We start from the raw sequence: 20,536 nt of genomic DNA, 5'->3' as shown, positions 1-20,536 counted from the left end.
TGGCCCGCGTTGTAGACCGTGCCGGCCGTGTACGCCGCCGCGGCGCAGCCCGCGGGCGGAGTGGTCGGAGGCGTCGTCGGGGGCGTCGTCGGCGGGGTCGTGGGCGGAGTCGTCGGAGGCGTGGTCGGCGGCGTGGTGGGCGTCGTGCCCGGCTCCACCGTCGTCGTGCCGCGCGCCAGGTCCCCGGCGAGCGCGTACGCCGTCCCGTTGATCGTCACCGTCCAGTTCGAGGGGGTCGACACCGGCAGGTAGTAGTTGAACGCCAGGTCCACCGAGGCACCGGGGGCGAGCGTCTGCCACGCCGGGAGCTTGAGCGACACCCGCTGGAAGTCGCCCTTCAGCCCGCCCACGTTGCTGCCCGTGTGGCCGCTGCTGATCACCTTCGTACCGAAGCCGGACTGGTCGGAGGCGTTGTTCGGGGCCGAGGTGCCGTAGTCGAACTGGAACTCCGTGCCGCCGGGCAGCGTCGTGGCCGTGTTGTTGGTGATCTTCAGCTTCGGGGTGATCGGGTAGTTGGAGTCGCCCAGCTTGAAGCCGCCGAACTCCACGGCCACGTTCACGGCCCGGTCCGGAGTCGTCCCGCCCGCCTTCCGCGCGCCGTACGGGGTGGCCGCCCTGAACTTGTCGTACATCAGCGAGGTGAGCGTCGAGCCCATGTCGTACTGGCCCTTGGCCGCGTTCCAGCCGTAGTCGCCGGCCAGCTCCCACACCATCGTGCCGCCGATGCCCCGGTCGACGACGTAGTCGGCCTTCGCGGCCACCGACTGCTCGTCCTCCGTGGACAGGAAGACCTTCTTCTCGGCGTTCCACAGCCACGGGGCGACCAGCGTCGCGTCGTACTTGCGGGCGTAGGTGCCGGTCAGCTTGGTGTCGGCGGGGAACCCGTAACGGGTGACGTAGTCGCCGACGATCCCCTTCTCCAGGTTCTTGGCATGCCACATCGGGTTGGACCCGGCGGGCGACTCCTTGCCGGCGGTGTCCTTGTCGTGCCACAGATTGTCGATGCCGGACGCGCCGTCGCCGCACTTGGTCAGGCCGGAACCGGCGGGGCAGCTGCTCGCGGCGGCCCGGCCCCACAGGCCGTCGGTGCCGCCCTGCACGTTCTTGTGGCCGCGGGTGTAGTAGGGCAGGCCGATGTTGATCCGGCCGGCCGACATCGAGCCGCGGAAGTAGTGGTACGCCCAGTCGGTGTTGAGGTAGCCGATGCTTCCGTACTGCGCCGAGCCGTAGACGTTGGCGGCGGCGAGTTCGGCGTCCTTGCCGTCGTCGAACAGGGAGGCGTTCGGGCCGACGTACTCGTTCCAGGCGCCGTGCAGGTCGTAGGACATGATGTTGACGTAGTCCAGATACCGCTGCATCTGGAAGGTCTCCATGCCGCGCAGCAGATAGCCGGAGGAGGGCGCGGCGACGGTCAGCAGGTAGTGCCGGCCATCGGCGGCGCCGGCCCGGTCGAGCTTCTCCCGCAGCGACTTCATCAAGGCCGCGTAGCCCTGGACGAGCCCCGCGCGGCGGCCGTTGGCGAGCTGCCAGTCCAGCGGGTTGCCCGCGTCCTTCATCGTCGTCGGGTACTCGTAGTCGATGTCGACGCCGTTGAAGCCGTACTTCCGGATGAAGTCGACGGCGGAGTTCGCGAAGGTGTCGATCCCGGTCTGGTTGACCGACCCGTCGGCGTTGGTGGCCATCGAGTAGAAGCCGCCGGAGTCCACCCGGCCGCCCTTGTCGTCGAAGTAGCCGCCGGTCTCCGCCCAGCCGCCGACCGAGATCAGCGTCTTCACGTTCGGGTGCTGCTTCTTGAACTTGTTGAGCAGGTTGAAGTGGCCCTTGTACGGGTACGCGGGGTCCATCTCGGCGCCCGCGACCCCGGGCCAGGTCATCCCGGTGGCCGCGTTGTCGGGGCCGTCGGTGCCCACCGACAGCTTGTTGTCGCCGCCGACGTGGCCGAAGGCGTAGTTGACGTGGGTGACCTTGTCCCACGGGATGTCGGAGGCCAGATAGGCGGGCTCGCCGTTCTTGCCGGTACGCCAGCCGGTGAAGTAGCCGATGACGCGGCGCTGGTGGTCGGCGCCCATCTTCTCGCGGCCGTCGGCGTCGTAGACCGAGCAGTAGGGGACGTCGACGCCCGGGGTCCGGTACAGGCCGTCGGGGCGACAGGACTCGTTGTCGGCGGCGTACGAGACGCCGCCGGAGGCGAGGGAGCCGAGGAGCAGTCCGGCGACGGCCGCACCGGAAGCGAGCAGCGAGGCCCTCTTCTTCGTGGGGGAGAACACGATCGGGTTCCTCCAGGGGAGGTCGGGCGGAACACAACGAACAGGGGGGTGGGTCGTGTCGAGGCCCGCGGAGTGCGCACACCGCCAGGGCCGTTCCTCGGAGGTGACACGGAGATTAAGAGGACTAGACCAGAGCGTCAATAGGTCTGGACCAAAGGTGGCAAGTGCGGGTCGGGCAGGGGATGGATCAGGGATCCGCTCGATATGTGAGTCACGCCACAAGGAGTCGCCCGTCCGGTCGGACGCGGCGCGGGGCGTGGCACACTGGCCGTGTATCAGCAGCAGCGCACTCCGGGGTCGGTGTAATTCCGAACCGGCGGTTATAGTCCGCGACCCGTCCGCAGCCAGCGGCCGGTTGACCAGGTGAAATTCCTGGACCGACGGTGAAAGTCCGGATGGGAGGCAGTGCGCGGCGGGTGACCCCTCGGTCGAGGGGTGTGCCGGCCGTACGTCCGCTGGTCGCCGTACCCGCTTCTTCAGCCGGGTCCATCAGGCGTACCAGGGGATCCGGCCTCGGCGCACCCTGCGCGAGGTGTCTCTTCCGCTTTCTGTCGTCATCGACAGGCCCCGGAGTCCGTGCCCGAAGAGGCAGGAGGACCCGGTGGCCACCCAGGCCGGCATCACCGCCACGCGGCGCGCGAGCACCCTCGCCGCCCGCGGTCTCGGCTTCACCCGCCCCGCCACGGTCGTCGGCCGTGTCGCCGGGGTCGCCCCCGGCCGTCCGGCCGAAGAGGGCCTGCGTCGGCCCGCCGGCGGCCCGTACGCCGAGGCCCACGCCCCCGCCGCGGCCGGTTTCCCGGCCTTCAGGGGCATCGCGTACGTCACCTCCGCATCCCGCGCCCCCGCCCTCGCCGACCCGTTCGCCGCCATGGCACCCGCGGCACCCGCGGCATCCGCGGCCCTCGGCGGCGCCGGAATCACCACCCGCACGGACGCGTTGCGGCTCGACATGAGCGAGACCGCGCACGCCGGACCCGGCCTCCGGGTGACCGCCGTATCCCGCGCCGACACGCCCGGCACCACAGGCACAGGCACAGGCACCGGCACCGGCACCGGCACCGGCACCGGCACAGGCACCGGCACAGGCACCAGCACCGGCACCAGCACCAGCACCGGCACCGGCGCCGGCGCCAGTACCGGCGCCGTCCCCGCCGCCGGAGCGCCGAGCGGGGCCGCTGCCGCGACCCGCGCCGCCGTCTTCGCCGCACCGCGCACCGCACCGACCGCCGAACTGTCCCCCGACACCGTCCAGGGAGTCTGACCGTGTTCACCGGAATCGTCGAAGAACTGGGCGAGGTCGTCGCCGTCGAGCAGCTGCCCGACGCCTCCCGCTTCCGCCTGCGCGGCCCGCTGGTCACCGAGGGCGCCCGGCACGGCGACTCGATCGCCGTCAACGGCGTCTGCCTCACGGTCGTCGAGACCGCCGACGGCGAGTTCACCGCCGACGTGATGGCCGAGACCCTGAAGCGCTCCTCCCTCGGAGCCCTCACGACCGGCTCCCGCGTCAACCTGGAGCGGCCCACGGCCGTCGGCGGACGCCTCGGCGGCCACATCGTCCAGGGCCACGTGGACGGCACCGGCACCATCCTGGGGCGAGAGCCCTCCGAGCACTGGGAGGTCGTCACCGTCGGCCTGCCCGCCCGGCTCGCCCGCTACGTCGTCGAGAAGGGCTCCATCACCGTCGACGGCGTCAGCCTCACCGTCGTCGAGGCCGGCGACGAGCACTTCACCATCAGCCTCATCCCCACCACCCTCGCGCTGACCACGCTCGGCATCAAGCAGCCCGGCGACCCGGTCAACCTCGAAGTGGACGTCATCGCCAAGTACGTCGAGCGGCTGCTCGGCCGGAACGCTCAGGAGAACGTCAAGTGAACTGGCTCAACTCCGAGGCGTTCACCGTCCTCGGCCAGCACATCCTGTGGTCCGACATGATCGGCAACACCATCGGTCTGATCGCCCTCGCCCTCGGCTGGCGCCGCTCCATCCTCACCTGGCCCACCCAGCTGCTCTCCGGCGTCGTCCTCGTCGGCGCCTACGCCTCCGCCCACCTCTCCGGCGGCGTCGGCAAGCAGCTCCTCGTCATCGGCGTCGCCGTCTGGGGCTGGTGGCAGTGGAACCGGGGCAGGCAGCAGGCCCAGGACGGCTCGCTCGCCGTCCGCTTCGCGACCTGGAAGGAGCGCGGGCTGCTGCTGGCCGGCGCGGCCCTCGGCACCCTCGCCGTCGGCGGCCTGTTCACCCTCTACCCGTCGCTGTCCTGGAGCCCGTGGGCCGACGCGTACATCTTCGTCGGCACCCTCGTCGCGATGGTCGCCCAGGCCCGCGGCCTGGTCGAGTTCTGGTTCGCCTGGCTCCTCGTCGACCTCGTCGGCGTCCCGCTCGCCTTCCACAGCGGGCTCGCCTTCTCCGGCATGGTCTACGTCGTCTACTTCGCCCTCGTCCTGTGGGGCATGCGCGACTGGTGGCTGCGGTCGCGGACCGCCCCCGTCCTGGAAGGAGCCCACGCATGAGCACCCGCACCACGCCCGCCGGCCCCCTCTCCGCCGTGCCGAACCCGCTCGCCGCGGCCCCCGGGAACCGGCTCTGGGACACCTCCGATCTCGCCCTCGACCCCGTCGAGCGGGCCATCGCGGACATCGCCGCCGGCCGCCCCGTCGTGGTCGTGGACGACGAGGACCGCGAGAACGAGGGCGACCTCGTCATCGCCGCCGAGAAGGTCACCCCCGAGATCGTCGCCTTCATGATGAGCGAATGCCGGGGCCTGATCTGCGCGCCCATGGAGGGCGCCGAACTCGACCGCCTCCGGTTGCCGCAGATGGTCGACCAGAACACCGAGGCGATGCGGACCGCGTTCACCGTCTCCGTCGACGCGAGCCCCGTCCACGGCGTCACCACCGGCATCTCGGCCGCCGACCGCGCCACCACCCTGCGGATGCTGGCCGCCGGTACGTCCGAGCCCGGCGACTTCGTCCGCCCCGGCCATGTCTTCCCGCTGCGCGCCCGGCCCGGCGGCGTGCTGACCCGCCCCGGCCACACCGAGGCCGCCGTCGACCTGGCCCGGCTCGCCGGGCTCCGCCCGGCCGGCGCGATCGTGGAGATCGCGGGCGAGGACGGGGTGATGCTGCGGCTGCCCGAGCTGGTGCCGTTCGCCCGCAAGCACGGTCTGACGATCGTCTCCATCGAGGACCTGATCGCCTACCGGCGCTCCGCCGAGCCCCTCGTACGCCGGGAGGCCGAGGTCCGGCTGCCCACCGCGTACGGCGAGTTCACGGCGTACGGCTACCGCTCCACCACCGACGGCGTCGAGCACGTCGCCCTCGTCCACGGCGACCTCGGCGACGGCGAGGACATCCTGGTCCGGATCCACTCCGAGTGCCTGACCGGCGACGTCTTCCACTCGCTGCGCTGCGACTGCGGCCCCCAGCTCCAGGCGGCCATGGAACGGATCACCGAGGCCGGCCGAGGGGTCGTCGTCTATCTGCGCGGCCACGAGGGCCGGGGAATCGGCCTGCTGTCCAAGCTCCGGGCGTACGAACTCCAGGAACGCGGCCGCGACACCCTCGACGCCAATCTGGAACTCGGCCTGCCCGCCGACGCCCGCGACTACGCGGCCGGCGCGCGGATCCTCGCCGACCTCAAGGTCCGCAGCCTGCGGCTGCTCACCAACAACCCCGACAAGACCGCCGCCCTCACCCGGCACGGCCTCGACGTCACCGGCCGGGAGGCGATGGAGGTCCAGGCGGACGAGCACAACCTCCGCTATCTGCGCACCAAGCGGGACCGGATGGGACACGACCTGCCCTGGCTGGACGGCACGGCGACCGGAACCCACCCCCAGTAGCGCCGGCCCCGGTAACACCGGCGGATCCGGCGGACCGACACCGTACGACCGCACGCCGGCACGTCGGCAGTGCGGCGAGAACACCGTAAGAATCACGGCAAGGAGAGACATGAGCGGCAAGGGCGCACCCGTCCTCAGCGTGAAGAACTGCGGCGACCTGCGCGTCGCGGTCGTCGCGGCCCAGTGGCACGAGAAGATCATGGACGGCCTCGTCGACGGCGCCCTGCGCGCCCTCAAGGAGTTCGGCATCGAGGAGCCCACCCTGCTGCGCGTCCCGGGCAGCTTCGAGCTCCCCGTCGTGGCCAAGGCACTCGCCGGACGCGGCTACGATGCGGTCGTGGCGCTCGGCGTCGTCATCCGCGGCGGCACGCCGCACTTCGAGTACGTGTGCCAGGGCGTCACCCATGCCCTCGCCCAGGTCGCCGTCGACACCGGCGTACCCGTCGGATTCGGTGTCCTGACCTGCGACACCGAGGAACAGGCCCTGGACCGGGCCGGCCTCGAAGGGTCCCACGAGGACAAGGGCCACGAGGCCGTGACCGCCGCCGTCGCCACCGCGACCACGCTGCGCACGGTCAGCGAACCCTGGCGCTGAGGCGCGAGCCCGTACCCCGTACCCTGAGGACATCATGGCGAACAAAACCTTCGAAGAGCTCTTCACCGAGCTCAAGAACAAGGCCGAGACCGGCGACCCGGCGACCTCCCGTACGGCGGAACTGGTCGGCAAGGGCGTCCATGCCATCGGCAAGAAGGTCGTCGAGGAGGCCGCCGAGGTCTGGATGGCCGCCGAGTACGAGGGCAAGGAAGCCGCCGCCGAGGAGATCTCGCAGCTGCTGTACCACGTCCAGGTGATGATGGTCGCCCGCGGGATCTCGCTCGACGACGTGTACGCCCACCTCTGATCTGCCCGCCCCTTACGGAGTCCCTCCGGCAAGGGGCCGGCCGCGCACCGCGCGTCCCCCGCACCACCCGTTCCGACGTACGACCTCTGAGGCAAAGGAAGCCCACCCCATGCTGCGCATCGCCGTCCCCAACAAGGGTTCCCTCTCCGGACCTGCGATGGAGATGCTCCATGAGGCGGGCTACCGGCAGCGCAAGGAGTCCAAGGAACTCGTCACCGTCGACCCGGACAACGACGTGGAGTTCTTCTACCTCCGTCCCAAGGACATCGCGATCTACGTGGCGTCCGGCCGGCTCGACATCGGCATCACCGGCCGCGACCTGCTCCTGGACTCCGCCGCCGACGCCGAGGAGATCCTGCCGCTGAACTTCGGCCGCTCGACCTTCCGCTACGCCACCCGTCCGGGCACCGCGACCGGTCCCAAGGACTTCCACGGCATGACGATCGCCACCTCCTACGAGGGCATCGTCGCCAAGCACCTGGCCGAGCAGGGCATCGAGGCATCCGTCGTCCACCTGGACGGCGCCGTCGAGACCGCGATCCAGTTGGGCGTCGCCCAGATCATCGCGGACGTCGTCGAGACCGGCACCAGCCTGCGCAACGCCGGTCTGGAGGTCATCGGCGACCCGATCCTCACCTCCGAGGCCGTGGTCGTCCGCCGGGCCGGCGCTCCCACCGACGACCCCAAGGTGCAGCAGTTCCTGCGGCGCCTCCAGGGCGTCCTGGTCGCCCGCAGCTACGTGATGATGGACTACGACTGCCGCGCCGAGCACCTGGAGCAGGCCGTCGCCCTCACCCCCGGTCTGGAGTCCCCGACCGTCTCGCCGCTGCACAACGAGGGCTGGGTCGCGGTCCGCGCCATGGTCCCGTCCCGCGAGGCGCAGAAGGTCATGGACGACCTGTACGAGCTGGGCGCCCGCGCCATCCTCACCACGGCCATCCACGCCTGCCGGCTCTGACACCGGCCACGGGCCGCGCGTACACGGGCGTGTCCCGCGTACGCGCACCCGTACCCGGGCCGGTGTCACCGCGCCCCGAGCCGGCGCACCGCTCGTACACAGATCGCACAGGTCGGACCGATCGCACAGGTCGCACCGACCGTACGGACCGGGATCACCTCGCCCGCCCCGCCCGCCCGCTCGTCCCGCCCGCACCGAAAGCCGGATCACCCGCATGACCGACACCAGCGCACCCGCCCTCCCGGTCACCTTCCGGCCGGCCCGCACCCGGATCGTCCTGCTGACCTCCGCGGTGGCGATGTTCCTCGTCATCAGTGCCGTCGGCATGATGCTGGAGGGGCTGTCGCCGGGCGAGCGGACGAGCTTCGTCTTCATAGCCGCGCTCTTCGCCGGTGTCCTGGTCATGCTCAGCCGGCCCAAGGTCGTCGCCGACGAGGAGGGTGTGACCGTCGTCAACATCACCCGGGTGCGGCGGCTCGCGTGGGCGGAGATCCTGCGGGTCAACCTGCGCCCCGGCGACCCCTGGGTGTTCCTCGACCTGAGCGACGGCACCAGCATGCCGGCGCTCGGCATCCAGCCCGGCATCGCCAAGGGCCGGGCCATAGAGGACGCCCGCGCGCTGCGCGCCCTCGCCGACAGCCACGGCACCGGGCGCGAGACCTCCTGAACTCGGGGCCGATCCCGCGCCCCACTCCCGCGCCCCACTCCCGCGCCCCACTCCCGCGCCCCACTCCCTTGCTCGGCCGCCGCGCCCCGGCCGCCGCGCCCCTGGCCTTGGCGTCCGGCCGCCATGCCCGATCTCGACGTCCGGCCGCCGCGCCCGGCCCCGTTCCGGGCACCCGGGTCCGGGGGAGCCCCTGATCCGGCCCCGTTCCGGGCACCTGGCTCCGGGGAGGCCCTGAACCGACCCCGTAGCGAACCCTGATCCGTCCCCCATCCGGAGCCGACCCCCTGCCCGGGACGGGGCGTGCGTGACTACTCTGGTGGCGGTGGTGCCGAGCGGCGCCACCGCCTCGCGTGTGAGGGCCGCCCGCCGGCGGCCCGCGGGGCCGACCTTCGACCCGAGGAGTGACTCCCTCCGGCAATGGACGGATCGTCCGGTAGTACCTGCGCCGCCCCCTCGTCCGAGGCGGCGGCATGATCGTCTCCCTTCTGCTGCTCGTCGCGGCATTCCTTCTGATCCTCGCCAACGGCTTCTTCGTGGCCGCCGAATTCGGCCTCGTCACCGTGGAACGGGCCGACGCCGAGCGCGCCGCCGCCGAGGGCGACCGCCGCGCCCGCACCGTCGTCACGGCGCTGCGCGAGCTGTCCTTCCAGCTCTCCGGCACCCAGCTCGGCATCACCATCACCTCGCTGGTCACCGGCATGCTCGCCGAGCCCGCGATCGCCGGGCTGCTCGACGGGCCGCTCGGCGCCACCGGCCTCCCGGCCGGCGCCGTCTCCGGTATCTCCGTACTGATCGGCATGCTCCTCGCCTCCGCCGTGCAGATGGTGGTCGGCGAACTCGTGCCGAAGAACTGGGCGGTCTCCCGGCCGCTCCAGGTGGCCCGCTTCGTCGCCGGCCCGCAGCATGTGTTCTCCGCCCTGTTCCGGCCGGTGATCGCCGCGCTCAACACCGTCGCCAACCGGCTCGTCCGGCTCTTCGGCGTCGAACCGGCCGACGAGCTGGACTCCGTGCGCACCCCGGGGGAGCTGGTCTCCCTCGCCCGCCACTCCGCCCAGGCCGGCGCCCTCGAACAGGACACCGCCGACCTCTTCGTACGGACCCTGACCCTCGGCGGGCTCACCGCCGACCAGGTCATGACCCCGCGGGTGAAGGTGAGCGCCCTGCAGTCCGACGCGACCGCGGCCGACGTCCTCAACCTCACCCGGGCCACCGGCCTGTCCCGCTTCCCGGTCTACCGCGAGCGGATCGACGAGATCGTCGGCATGGTCCACCTCAAGGACGCCCTCGCGGTCGTCCCGCACGAGCGGCACCGGGTCCCGGTCGGCCGGATCGCCGTCCCGCCGCTGCTCGTCCCCGAGTCGCTGCCGGTCCAGGCCCTGCTCGAACGGCTGCGCCGCGAGCAGCCGATCGCGGTCGTCGTCGACGAGTACGGCGGCACCGCCGGCGTCGTCACCCTGGAGGACATCGTCGAGGAACTGGTCGGCGAGGTCCGCGACGAGCACGACACCGCCGCCGACGCGCGCCCCGAACTCGCGCCCGTGCCCTCGGAGGACGGCTCCCAGATCTGGGAGGCCGACGGCTCCTGCCGGGTGCACACCCTGCGCCGGATAGGGCTCGACGTGCCCGACGGACCGTACGAGACGGTCGCCGGGCTCGTCGCCGATCTGCTCGGGCGCATCCCCGCCCCGGGCGACCGGGCCGAACTGCCCGGCTGGCGCCTCTCGGTGCGCCAGGTCGACCGCTACCGCGCCGAGCGGGTGCGCCTCATGCGCACCGCCCCGGTGCCCGTCGCCGCGGAGGCGGTCCGATGAGTCTGCTGCCCCTGCTGTTCGCCGTCCTGCTCGTCCTGGCCAACGGCTTCTTCGTCGGCGCCGAGTTCGCGCTCGTCTCCGTCCGTCGCAGCCAGATCGAACCGCTCGGCGGCGCCCGCGCCCGCCAGGTCCTGCACGGCCTGGAGAACCTGCCGCAGATGATGGCCGCCGCCCAGTTCGGCATCACCGTCGCCTCCCTGACGCTCGGCGCGGTCGCCGAGCCGACCGTGGCCCGGCTGCTCGAACCCGTCTTCCACGCCGTCCACGTACCCGAGGGTCTGATCCACCCCCTCGGCTATGTGATCGCGCTGGCCGTGGTGGTCGTGCTGCACCTGGTCATCGGCGAGATGGTGCCGAAGAACCTGGCCATGGCCGACCCCGAGCGCACCGCGCTGCTCCTCGGCCCCGGCCTGGTCGGCTTCGCCCGGATCTGCCGGCCGGTCACCACCGCGCTGGGCGCCTGCGCCCGGCTGGTCCTCAGGGCCTTCAAGGTCGAGCCGAAGGACGAGGTGGAGGCCGTCTTCACCAGTGCGCAGCTCGGCCGGCTCGTCGAGGACGCCGGCCAGGCGGGACTGCTCGACCCGGCCGAGCAGGAGCGTCTGGAGGACGCCTTGGAGCTGGGTACCCGGCCGGTGACGGACGTCCTCATACCGGCCGCCGCGCTGGTCACGGTCTCCCCGTCGGCCACTCCGCGCGAGATCGAGGAGCTGACCGTACGGACCGGCTACTCCCGTTTCCCGGTCCGCGCCGAGGGGCGCGGCACCCTCATGGGGTTCGTGCACGTCAAGGACGTGCTCGATCTGGAGGACCGGGAGCGCGCGGTGCCCCAGCAGGTGTGGCGCCCGATGGCCACGCTCCGGGCGGAGCTGCCGCTCGACGACGCGCTCACCGTGATGCGCCGGGCCGCGACCCATCTGGCCCAGGTCGCGGACGCCTCCGGGCGGGTGCTCGGCCTGGTCGCCCTGGAGGACGTCCTGGAGATGCTGGTCGGCGAGGTCCGTGACCCCGCCCACCGGGTTGTGGCACCCGCCGCGCGGCCGGACGCGCGGCAGGATGCGCAACAGGAGCCGAGGCCGGTGAAGGCCCTGGCGGGCTGACGGCCGGTGAGGGCCCTCGCGGGCCGAGCCGGAACGCGGACGGTCCGCGAGGTGTCGGCCGGTCCGCGAGGCATCGGCCGGTCCGTGAGGCATCGGCCGGTCCGCGAGGTGTCGGACGGTCCGTGAGGCATCGGACGGTCCGCGAGGTGTCGGACGGTCCGCGGGGCAGTGTCCGGGGCGTCGTCCGGGGCCGGGGAGCCACCGGACGGCCACCGGTCCCGGAAGGGAGCCACCGGGGTCAGATCCCCGGCGGCTCCTGCGGACCGCGGCCGGCCGGACCGCGGCCCGACAGCACCTCGCCGTACGCCTGCATCAGATCGGGCAGCCGCAGCGTCGCCAGATCCTCGCGGGACGGGGTGGTCGCGAAGCCGGACAGCCGCAGATCGCGGTACGCGCAGGACTTCTCGTACAGGGTGCGCAGGAAGCGCCCGTTGCCCAGCTCGTCGATCCAGCCCTGCTCGACCACGTGCCCGCTGATCGAGCGCAGCTCGTCCAGCGCCTCCTCGTCCCAGCCGTCGCCGTTCGCGGCGGCGAGCACCCGGCCGATCTCGGTGAGTTCGAGCGGGCGGTACGAGGGGAAGTCGACCCGGGTCGTGAAGCGCGAGGACAGTCCGGGATTGGCGGCGAGCAGCCGGTCCATGCCCTCGGGGTAGCCCGCAAGGATCACCACGAGATGGTCGCGGTTGTCCTCGGCGCGCTTGAGGAGGACCTGGAGCGCCTCGTCGCCGTAGGCGTCGCCCTTGCTGTAGCCGGTGTTGGAGAGCGCGTACGCCTCGTCGACGAAGAGCACCCCGCCGACCGCCGAGTCGATCAGCTCGTTCGCCTTCACGGCGGTCTGGCCCAGGTACTCGCCGACGAGATCGGCGCGCTGGGCCTCCACGAGATGGTCGCCGCCGAGCAGACCGAGCGCGTAGAAGACCCGGCCGAGGATGCGGGCGACGGTGGTCTTGCCGGTGCCGGACGGGCCGGAGAAGACGAAGTGCCGTTTGGGCGGCTGGACGGGCAGCCCCTCCCCGGCGCGCAGCCGGGCCATCTCCAGTTGCGCCGACAACGCCTTAACCTGGCGTTTGACCGGCTCCATGCCGACCATCCGCTCCAGTTGCTCCAGCGCGTCGGCGAGCAGCCGGGGGTCGGTCGGGCTCGCGGGGAAGCGGGGCGGCACCGGCTGGCGCGGCACCGCCGCCTTCTGCCGGACGAACTCGGGGGGCTCCGGCGGCTCCGGAGTTACGAACGGGGGTACGGCCTCGGTGCTGACCAGCAGCCCGTCGCCGGCCGGCACCTCCGGCTCGAAGCCGGCCGAGGCGTCCGTTTCGGCGGCGGCCGGTATGTCCTGGCCGAGTCCGCCGTACAGCGGCGCGCCCGGCAGGGGATCGTCCGGGCCCTCGAAACCGTCGTACTCGGCGATCGCCGTCAGCCGCGCGGTGGTGTCCATGAACGCCGGGTCGATCCGGTGCACGGCCCGGTAGAGGGGGAGCGCGGCGGCCGTCCGGCCGGTGCCCTCGTGGGCCCGGGCCAGCCAGTAGCGCAGTTCCTTGCGCTGCGGCTGTTCACTGCGGCAGCGCATCAGCGCGGCGGCCAGCATCGGTTCGGCCTGCCCGTACATCTCCAGGCGGACCCGGGCCATGCCGCCGAACAGGCCCGCCTCGATGCCGAGGAAGGGATCGTCCACCAGCGGCTCGGTGTGCCGGACCAACTGCTCCCAGTCCTTGACCAGATACGCCCGGCAGGCGTGCAGGAAGCGCACGTGTAAGTCCGTGTCGACCGGTGGGAGACCCGCCAACGCCCGGTCCAGCTCGGCCACATGGCGGCCGTCGAGCCAGTGCGAGGCGTGCGCGAGCAGCAGATCGCGCGGGGTCTCCAGTACCGGTTGCACCCACCAGCCCAGCCAGTACCAGGAGTTGAGGGTTCGCCGGTGCCGCGTCCGCTGCTCGCCGAACCGTTCCCGGTGGCGGAACATCCGCAGCAGCGCGGTCGTGGTGTCCACCCGCAGCGCGTGCAGGCCGAGCCACCCGTCCGCCATGCCGGGGTCGATGCGTACCGCCGTCCGGAACTCCTCCTCGGCCTGCGGATACGCGCCCATGGTGTAGGCGTCGACCCCGCGCAGCCAGGCGAGTTCGGCGGGGGCGTGCGCGCCCTGTGTGCCGAAATCCATCGGTCCCCCACAACCGTCTTCACGTGGACGGGAATTGACCACACCGAGGGGCATCGTACCGGCGGGACGGGCGTCTGAAGAGGGAGAAGGAGCGGATCCCCTCGATCAGGGGGATCCACGAAAGGCCGCTCGGCTGGTTCCCGATGCGGCGATGGCTGGTTCACCGATGGTTACGGACGGTGAGTCCCGGAGGTGGAACGAAGCCCCCGATCACGGGGGAACAACCGGGGGCTTCGCGTCCGCGGCGGCTTCGCGAGCCGCACATTGAGAACGTAAGACCTGTACGCCCCTTGGGTCAAGCCGAGTTGAGGCACTCGCGCAAGCGGAATCCCGGTGGCTCAGTTTGCGGCCGGTGAGTCGTCACCGTACGTGATGGTCTGGTGCGTGCCTGCTGCCACAGAAGGCCCGGGCCGCCACACGTACCCCTCCTGGCACTCGCGCACCAGGGTGTCGGCGAACGGCCGTGAGGGGTCCCCGGCGAAATGGCGAGTCTCCGCCACGGTCCAGCCGTCCCAGAAATCCGACAGTGCGAGCCCGTCCCGTCGGCGCCCGCGTACCCAGGACTCCTCGGGGCCGCGTTCCATCCACAACAGCCGTGCCAGATGGGGCCGCAGCGCCCGCCGGCCGGCCCCCACGCCCTCTACCAGGACGACGGGCGCGGGGGGCAGCGGCCGGGGCGGGCCGAAGCGGTGGAGGTCCCAGTCGTACGGGGAGTAGAGCGCGCTCTCGCCCCGGGACAGCGGCCCGAGCACCTGGTGCAGCATCCGGTCGGTCCAGGCGAAGGGCTCGTCGTGGGTGGCGAGGTCGTCGAGATGGAGGACGGGGGCGGGGCCGGTGGGCTCGTTGCACCCGCCGTCGTCGGTGCGGTCGCCGGTGCCGCCGAGTGCGGCGGCGAGCCGTGCGGCGAGCGTCGACTTCCCCGAGCCGGCGTGGCCGTCGATCGCGACCAGCCGCACCGGGCCGCAGGAGGGCGGGAGCCGGCGCAGTTCGGCTGCCAGGCGGTCGAGGTCGTCCATGGACCCCAGGGTAGGCGAGCGGATCCGGCGCCCTCGCCGTGCCTGCCGCAGGTCAGCGCGGCACGGGCCGCCAGTGGAGCAGACCAATATTGCTCGCCCGGCACCGGCCGAATCGCTGGCAGAAGCCCTCCGGGAGCCGCGATAGTGGGGCCCGCAGCCCGTCCCTTCGCCACCCCGACTGGAGGGTCCCCGCCCATGCCCCCTGCCACCCCGCGCAGAACCGTCCTCGCCGCCGCCCTCGCGACGGCCGCCGGCACGGTCGCGGCCACCGCGGCCACAGCCGCTGCCGCCCCCGTCCTCGCCGCCGCCGGAAGCGTCGGCCGGGACGCCCGCGCCGCCGCCGGGACCGCCACCGCCACCACCGTCGCGACCGGCCAGGCCGGCCCGGCCGGAGGCCCGGCCCCGGCACCCGGACTCGTCGACAACCGCTTCTGGCACACGTACACCGACTGGCGCTGCGGCACCCCGGCCGGCACCCGCGCCGTCTCGGGCCACCGCCCCGGTCTCGTCATCGGCACCCCGGCGGGCACCGCCGACTACACCGATCCGCACACCGGACGGACCAGCGCCTGGGAGTACGCGAGCTGGACCTCGCCCGTCCACACCTCCACGGTCCCGGCCACCGAGGTCATCGCCTCCTGGAACGCCGACACCCCGGCCGGCACTTGGATCCAGGTGGAGCTGAGCGGCACCTACGGCGACGGCACCAGGACGCCGTGGTTCGTGATGGGCCGCTGGGCCGCCGGGGACGCCGACATCCGCCGTACCTCCGTCGACGACCAGAGCGACGGCAAGGCGTCCATCTGGACCGACACCTTCTCGGTCGACGACCCGGCGAGCGGGCTGCGGCTCGTCTCGTACCGGCTGCGGCTCACCCTCCACCGCACGCCCGGCACCTCCCTCACCCCCACGGTGTGGCGGATCGGCGCGATGGCCTCGGACGTCCCCGACCGGTTCACGGTGCCGGCCTCCGCGCCCGGCTCGGGCCGCGAGCTGACCGTGCCGCGCTACTCGCAGAACATCCACGTCGGGCAGTACCCCGAGTACGACAACGGCGGCGAGGCCTGGTGCAGCCCCACCTCCTCGCAGATGATCATCGAATACTGGGGCCGCCACCCCGCGCCGGAGGACCTGGCCTGGGTGAACCCCGAGTACGCCGATCCCCAGGTCTGTCATGCCGCCCGGTCCACCTACGACAGCCAGTACGAGGGCTGCGGCAACTGGCCCTTCAACGCCGCCTACGCCGCCTCCTACCCGGACATGAACGCGGTGGTGACCCGGCTGGGCTCGCTCACCGACCTGGAGGACCTGGTCCGGGCGGGCATCCCGGTCATCACCTCCCAGTCCTTCCTGAAGACGGAACTGACCGGCGCGGGCTACGGCACCTCGGGCCATCTGATGACCGTGATCGGCTTCACGGCCGACGGCGACGTGATCGCCAACGACCCCGCCTCGCCCAGCGACGAGGCCGTCCGCCGCGTCTACCGCCGGCGGGAATGGGAGAACATCTGGCTCCGCACCAAGCGCTACGACGCGAACGGCAAGGTCAGAAGCGGTTCGGGCGGCGTCTGCTACCTCTACTGGCCCTTCAAGCCGACCGGCACACAGCACCGGGTGCTCCGCTCGCTCGGCGTGCTGTGAGAGGCCGGGGCCCCGCGTCCTGACGGCACCACTCCCGGCCGCCCCGCACGAGGCGGCCGCACCGGTCCACCGCGACCTCGATCGAACGACGCCCGAACCGGCGGGACATCCCGCCGAGGAGCACACCGTTCGGCGGGGCCGCGGCGGACCGCTCGTGGCGCGAGTCGTGCGGGTTGTATTCGGGAAGGCCGAGCCTCTTGATGGCACGGTCCCACGACTTGTGCAGGAGGTCGGGATACGGCAACCCGCCGTTCGCGTTGCTGATCGGCAATCGATCGATGAAATGCTCAAGAGCATCGGGTATCGGGATGTCACGCCACTCTCCTTCCTTCCGGTGCTTCAGAGGAGCATATTTCTGGACGTATTTTCCGGAGGGATCTTTGTAGCGGGTAACTTGCCGCCAGATCCGCAATACTCCGTCATGAATGTCTTCCGGAAAGACTCCCAGGGATTCTCCAATGCGAAGTCCGCGGCATGTCATCAGCCAAACTGCTGGAGACAAACGAGGACCGATCGATTCGGCAATGGCGGTGATCTCGTCGAAGCTGGGAAGCTTCCTTTCGTCGACAGGGATGACGGGATTATCCAGCTTCTCGGCCAGCGCCACTGGATTTCCAGTGATCCGCCGATGGCGTACGGCGTGGGAGAACAGGGCCGAGAGCGTGATGTGCCGGGACTCGATGGTGTTGAGCGCCGCTCCCTCTCGGAGCCACTGGGTGTACAAGCCCTCGATGTCCTCCGCTGTGACCTGCGAGATCGTTTTGCTTCCCAGGTGGGGGAGGGCGTGGAGCCGGACGATGCGCTCGTACGACTCAAGGGTGCCGGCGGATACAGTTTTATTCGCGAGCGGTCGCGTACACACGCAACGACACCTTGCCAGCATCGGGGTCGACGTAGATGTTCTCGCGCTTGTCGCCTTCCACCTTGGTGGCAAAGTCGACCGCGTCCTTCTTCCGGGGAAACGACTTCTCCCGCTGGCGCCCGGTGCGTCCACCCGGCTCCCTGTATTACCGGACGGTCCACCGCTTGCCCGACGCAGTGGGACCCTTGCGGCGTGCGGAATGAGCGATAGACAAGTGGTTGTTCCGTGGTCGGCTTCTGAGGGGCCACTTCGCTCGGCGGGCGGTCGCCGTACCGTCCCGATCGACGAGGCGGGAACCCTCGCGTGAGAGAGCCGGCGAGGAGAAGGAGCCGGAGTTCACCGCACGTTCCCGTGAGATGCGTCCACAGCTGTCCCCGTCCTGGCTGCCGGGCTGCTGGAGCTCGGTCAGGCTGGCATGGCGCGGGTCGTGGCGGGCACCTCATGCGGGTCCGGTTTCCAGGGCGTCGAGTGGAGTCGGAGCGACCCGCCCCGTGGGCACTGCGTGAACTTCGCCAAGCGGCGGGTCCTTTCGGCCGTGACAGGACCGGCACGTACGTGACCCTCTACGGCGACTTCGGCTGCCGTGAAGTTTCCACCAGTCTCAAGGTCGGTCATTTCCCTCGTGCGAGGGTGTCACTGCGGCCAGGACGATGACCCGGCGAACGGTGATAGGGCGGCCCTCCTGCACTGTCATCGCCTGCCGTGGCTGCTGCTGCGGCAGGCCCAAGGTCCTGCGTCGGCCATCCCGCTCAGCTCGACGCCCTGGGCCGCGCCCTGCCCGCCGGCGCGCGGGTCCGGGTCAACCGGTTGTCTGGACTCCTGTGAGCGCGCCAACGTCCTGTCGTCCAGCCCTCGGCGGAGGGTCGTGCCGACGGCGTCCGGCCGGTCTGGCTCGGGTGATGCTGGCCCACGCCTTGCCCAGCTGGATGTCTCGCAGGCGGTGGCGACATCTGCATGGAGACTATGTCGAAGTGGTATGAAGTCACCGGATTCACTACCACCCCCAAGTGCAAACGCGGCTCTTCCGACGGGTTTTAGAGTTCCATTGACCGTATCTGCGTCGAGCGGAACGATGACGGCCGACTGGTGTCGACGTTCAAGTTTTTCCCAGGTTGGGCGGTTTGAGCGTCATGTAATTCCCCACCCGGAATTCTCCTAATTGGCCATGGGCAGCGCGGAGGTCGGGATCGAGGGACCTGGTCGTCGCGGAGCTGCTCATGTTCCTCGTCCCGTGGTTCGGATGGCCGATGGGCAGCCCGGATGGCGAGGAGAACGTTCGTCGTGGTCGACATCACCGAGATCTACGTCCACTGGTACGCGGGCCGCTCGAAGAGCGAGCTGGCCGCGTCGCTGGGGGTGGACCGCAAGACGGTCAGGAAGTACCTGGCCCCGGCGGAGGCGTCCGGGATTAGCCCGGGCGGGCCGCCGATGAGCGAGGCGGACTGGTCGAAGCTGATCAAGGAGTGGTCTCCCGGCCTCATCGACAGACGGCTCAGGCAGGTGACCTGGCCGGACATCGACCAGCACCGTGACTACATCAAGAGCCTGCTGGGGACGGTGACCGTCTCGACGATCCATCAGCGGCTTCGTGATGAGCACAAGCTGCAGGTGTCGATCTCGTCGTTCCGCCGTTGGATCCATGCGACGCTGCCGGATGAGGTGGCGAAGTCGCAGGTCACGGTGTTGCGCGACGACATCGAGCCGGGATCGGAGGCTCAGATCGACTACGGCTTCCTCGGGCAGTGGACCGATCCGCGGACCGGGAAACGCCATCGGGTCTGGGCGTTTGTGATGGTCCTGCCGTGCTCGCGGCACCTGTTCGTCCGGCCGGTGCTGCACCTGGACCAGCATGCGTGGACGGAAGCGCACGTCGCGGCCTTCCGCTACTTCGGCGGCGTCCCGCGCCGGCTCGTCCCGGACAACCTCAAGACCGGGGTCGACAAGCCCGACCTCTACGACCCGAAGATCAACAAGGCGTATGCCGAACTCGCCACCCGCTACGGCGCGTTGGTCGATCCGGCGCGGGCGGTGAAGCCGAAGGACAAGCCGCGGGTCGAGCGGCCGATGCCCTATGTCCGCGATTCGTTCTGGCGGGGCCGGGAGTTCACCTCGATCGAGCACATGCAGGCCGAGGCTGTGACCTGGAGCCGACAGGTCGCCGGGCGGCGGAAGTGCCGGCCGTTGGGCGGGGCCGCCTCGATGGCCGTGTTCGACGCGCTGGAGGCGGCCGAACTGCTGCCTCTGCCGCAGACTAGCTACCGCCCGAACAAGCGGCCCAGGAACACGGCCGACAAGGCGCACTAGGGTCCCGCCCTCGCGGCTTCCCGGGCTGGCGTCTCAATGCCGCGAGCGGGCTTGTCAGAGGCATCCGCTAGCTTCCTGACCATGGGAAACTCAGGCGGATCATTGACGACCCGGTCCACGGGGGAACTGCACCAGCTCATGCGGGCAGCCGGGTTCACGGGCATTGAAGACACGGAGGCATTGGCGGAGGGCTGGCAGGTGACGGACTTCGCCGACGCCAACCGGCGCAGCCTGGCGAACCTCGTCCAGAGCACAGGGACACCGGCCATCATGGTGTCCTTCCTGGACAGCGACGTCGGGTTCGTCGAAGCCCTCACGCCGGACGGCAGCAGTTGGGAGGGCCTGCTCAACCGCGAGATGGCGAAGAGCTACGAGATCCCTCTGGAGCACTTCCCCATCGAACCCGCCGTCGCCGGCGCACTCGCCTGGTCGGCAGCCGCCGGACTGACACCCGACGAGGAAATCATCCGGCAGACCCTCACCGGGTCGGCTCTGTTCGCGGAACAGCTCTCCTCAGCCCTCCTGGCCGCCCTGGGACTACCCGGCGCAAGCTAGCCCTTCCAAGCCCAGCACCTGGGGAATTACGTGAACTTACCCCTGGGGAATAACGCGATCGTCCACAACTGGCTGGGGACGCAGGCAACGGCGGTCAGTCGCCGCTCGTTCGGACCTGTGCTCCGTGGCTGTTGCGCTCGTACGAGCGCCGTTCGTTCTTCTCGATCTTCCGGGTGACCTCGGATTCGAGGTCGAGGCCGTTCATCTTCGCCAGGGCGGTCAGGTAGAGGAAGACGTCGGCCAGCTCTTCTCCGAGGTCGGAGTGGCCCTTGCGCCAGGCAGTGAAGGCTTCGCCTACTTCGGCGGTGAGGAGGCCGAATTCCATCGCCACGTCGGTGGTGTTGAAGCCCTTGTCGAGCTTGTTCTCCCAGGCGAGCTTCTGGGCTGACGAGATGTTCACGACTCCTCCGGAGCGGTGCAGCGGGTGCTGCCGCAGCCTAGCCGGAGCTGGGGAGTGGGTGCGCCG

Annotated in this window: 17 protein-coding genes, 1 pseudogene and 1 riboswitch; of the genes and pseudogenes, 13 read left to right on the top strand and 5 right to left on the bottom strand. The window is 70.9% G+C overall.

The genetic code is table 11. The annotated features are described in order from the left end of the window. The coding region (locus ABZ990_RS19355) for a chitinase C-terminal domain-containing protein (protein WP_361232579.1) at positions 1–2,267 on the bottom strand (2,267 nt) is incomplete at its 3' end. Between the two features lie 282 nt (positions 2,268–2,549). Next, positions 2,550–2,680, top strand: a riboswitch (FMN riboswitch). Between the two features lie 188 nt (positions 2,681–2,868). Here ABZ990_RS19355 and ABZ990_RS19350 point away from each other — a divergent pair. The 10 genes from ABZ990_RS19350 to ABZ990_RS19305 all read left to right on the top strand — a co-directional run bounded on the left by ABZ990_RS19350 (position 2,869) and on the right by ABZ990_RS19305 (position 11,540). Continuing rightward, the gene (locus tag ABZ990_RS19350) at positions 2,869–3,528 is read left to right on the top strand and encodes a hypothetical protein (RefSeq protein ID WP_361232577.1); all 660 of its coding nucleotides are present in this window, start codon (positions 2,869–2,871) and stop codon (positions 3,526–3,528) included. A 2-nt stretch (positions 3,529–3,530) separates the two neighbouring features. Beyond that, complete coding sequence (locus ABZ990_RS19345) at positions 3,531–4,139, top strand: riboflavin synthase (RefSeq protein WP_361232575.1); 609 nt, start codon at positions 3,531–3,533, stop codon at positions 4,137–4,139. A 56-nt stretch (positions 4,140–4,195) separates the two neighbouring features. Beyond that, positions 4,196–4,774 (top strand): nicotinamide mononucleotide transporter family protein, encoded by a 579-nt coding sequence (locus ABZ990_RS19340; RefSeq protein WP_361232585.1) that lies wholly within the window; start codon positions 4,196–4,198, stop codon positions 4,772–4,774. Further along, on the top strand, positions 4,771–6,105 hold the full coding sequence (locus tag ABZ990_RS19335) for a bifunctional 3,4-dihydroxy-2-butanone-4-phosphate synthase/GTP cyclohydrolase II (RefSeq protein WP_361232573.1): 1,335 nt from the start codon (positions 4,771–4,773) through the stop codon (positions 6,103–6,105). Before ABZ990_RS19340 ends, ABZ990_RS19335 begins: the two co-directional genes overlap by 4 nt. A gap of 109 nt (positions 6,106–6,214) precedes the next feature. Then, positions 6,215–6,700 (top strand): 6,7-dimethyl-8-ribityllumazine synthase, encoded by a 486-nt coding sequence (gene ribH, locus ABZ990_RS19330; RefSeq protein ID WP_361232570.1) that lies wholly within the window; start codon positions 6,215–6,217, stop codon positions 6,698–6,700. A 34-nt stretch (positions 6,701–6,734) separates the two neighbouring features. Beyond that, a complete protein-coding gene (locus tag ABZ990_RS19325; RefSeq protein ID WP_361232567.1) occupies positions 6,735–7,007 on the top strand; it encodes a phosphoribosyl-ATP diphosphatase in 273 nt (90 codons plus the stop codon). Between the two features lie 109 nt (positions 7,008–7,116). Then, entirely contained in the window at positions 7,117–7,965 is an 849-nt protein-coding gene (gene hisG / locus ABZ990_RS19320; RefSeq protein WP_361232564.1) for an ATP phosphoribosyltransferase, read from the top strand. A 214-nt stretch (positions 7,966–8,179) separates the two neighbouring features. After that, positions 8,180–8,632 (top strand): PH domain-containing protein, encoded by a 453-nt coding sequence (locus tag ABZ990_RS19315; RefSeq protein WP_361232562.1) that lies wholly within the window; start codon positions 8,180–8,182, stop codon positions 8,630–8,632. Between the two features lie 470 nt (positions 8,633–9,102). Continuing rightward, the gene (locus tag ABZ990_RS19310; RefSeq protein ID WP_361232559.1) at positions 9,103–10,443 is read left to right on the top strand and encodes a hemolysin family protein; all 1,341 of its coding nucleotides are present in this window, start codon (positions 9,103–9,105) and stop codon (positions 10,441–10,443) included. Further along, positions 10,440–11,540 carry a hemolysin family protein gene (locus ABZ990_RS19305; RefSeq protein ID WP_361232556.1) on the top strand — a complete coding sequence of 367 codons (1,101 nt, stop codon included), beginning with the start codon at positions 10,440–10,442 and terminating at the stop codon, positions 11,538–11,540. Before ABZ990_RS19310 ends, ABZ990_RS19305 begins: the two co-directional genes overlap by 4 nt. A gap of 238 nt (positions 11,541–11,778) precedes the next feature. On the opposite strand, the gene ABZ990_RS19300 is transcribed toward ABZ990_RS19305, so the two are convergent. After that, on the bottom strand, positions 11,779–13,692 hold the full coding sequence (locus tag ABZ990_RS19300; RefSeq protein WP_361232553.1) for an AAA family ATPase: 1,914 nt from the start codon (positions 13,690–13,692) through the stop codon (positions 11,779–11,781). Between the two features lie 338 nt (positions 13,693–14,030). Continuing rightward, complete coding sequence (locus tag ABZ990_RS19295) at positions 14,031–14,708, bottom strand: hypothetical protein (RefSeq protein ID WP_361232550.1); 678 nt, start codon at positions 14,706–14,708, stop codon at positions 14,031–14,033. A 195-nt stretch (positions 14,709–14,903) separates the two neighbouring features. Here ABZ990_RS19295 and ABZ990_RS19290 point away from each other — a divergent pair, with 195 nt between their 5' ends. Next, positions 14,904–16,349 carry a peptidase C39 family protein gene (locus tag ABZ990_RS19290; protein ID WP_361232547.1) on the top strand — a complete coding sequence of 482 codons (1,446 nt, stop codon included), beginning with the start codon at positions 14,904–14,906 and terminating at the stop codon, positions 16,347–16,349. Here the strand turns inward: ABZ990_RS19290 and ABZ990_RS19285 are convergent. Beyond that, on the bottom strand, positions 16,297–17,211 hold the full coding sequence (locus ABZ990_RS19285) for a hypothetical protein (protein WP_361232545.1): 915 nt from the start codon (positions 17,209–17,211) through the stop codon (positions 16,297–16,299). The genes ABZ990_RS19290 and ABZ990_RS19285 overlap by 53 nt on opposite strands. Before the next feature lie 1,281 nt (positions 17,212–18,492). Here ABZ990_RS19285 and istA point away from each other — a divergent pair. Then, positions 18,493–19,470, top strand: a pseudogene (gene istA / locus ABZ990_RS19280) (IS21 family transposase); the annotation flags it as partial. Positions 19,471–19,596: 126 nt separating this feature from the next. Further along, entirely contained in the window at positions 19,597–20,070 is a 474-nt protein-coding gene (locus tag ABZ990_RS19275) for a hypothetical protein (RefSeq protein WP_361232542.1), read from the top strand. Positions 20,071–20,164: 94 nt separating this feature from the next. Here ABZ990_RS19275 and ABZ990_RS19270 read toward each other — a convergent pair whose 3' ends face one another. Then, on the bottom strand, positions 20,165–20,470 hold the full coding sequence (locus tag ABZ990_RS19270) for a MazG-like family protein (RefSeq protein ID WP_361232539.1): 306 nt from the start codon (positions 20,468–20,470) through the stop codon (positions 20,165–20,167). Positions 20,471–20,536 lie beyond the last annotated feature (66 nt).

Source organism: Streptomyces sp. NPDC046203 (genome assembly GCF_040646255.1).
Classification (GTDB): domain Bacteria; phylum Actinomycetota; class Actinomycetes; order Streptomycetales; family Streptomycetaceae; genus Streptomyces.
This window is presented reverse-complemented; position numbering and strand designations above follow the sequence as displayed.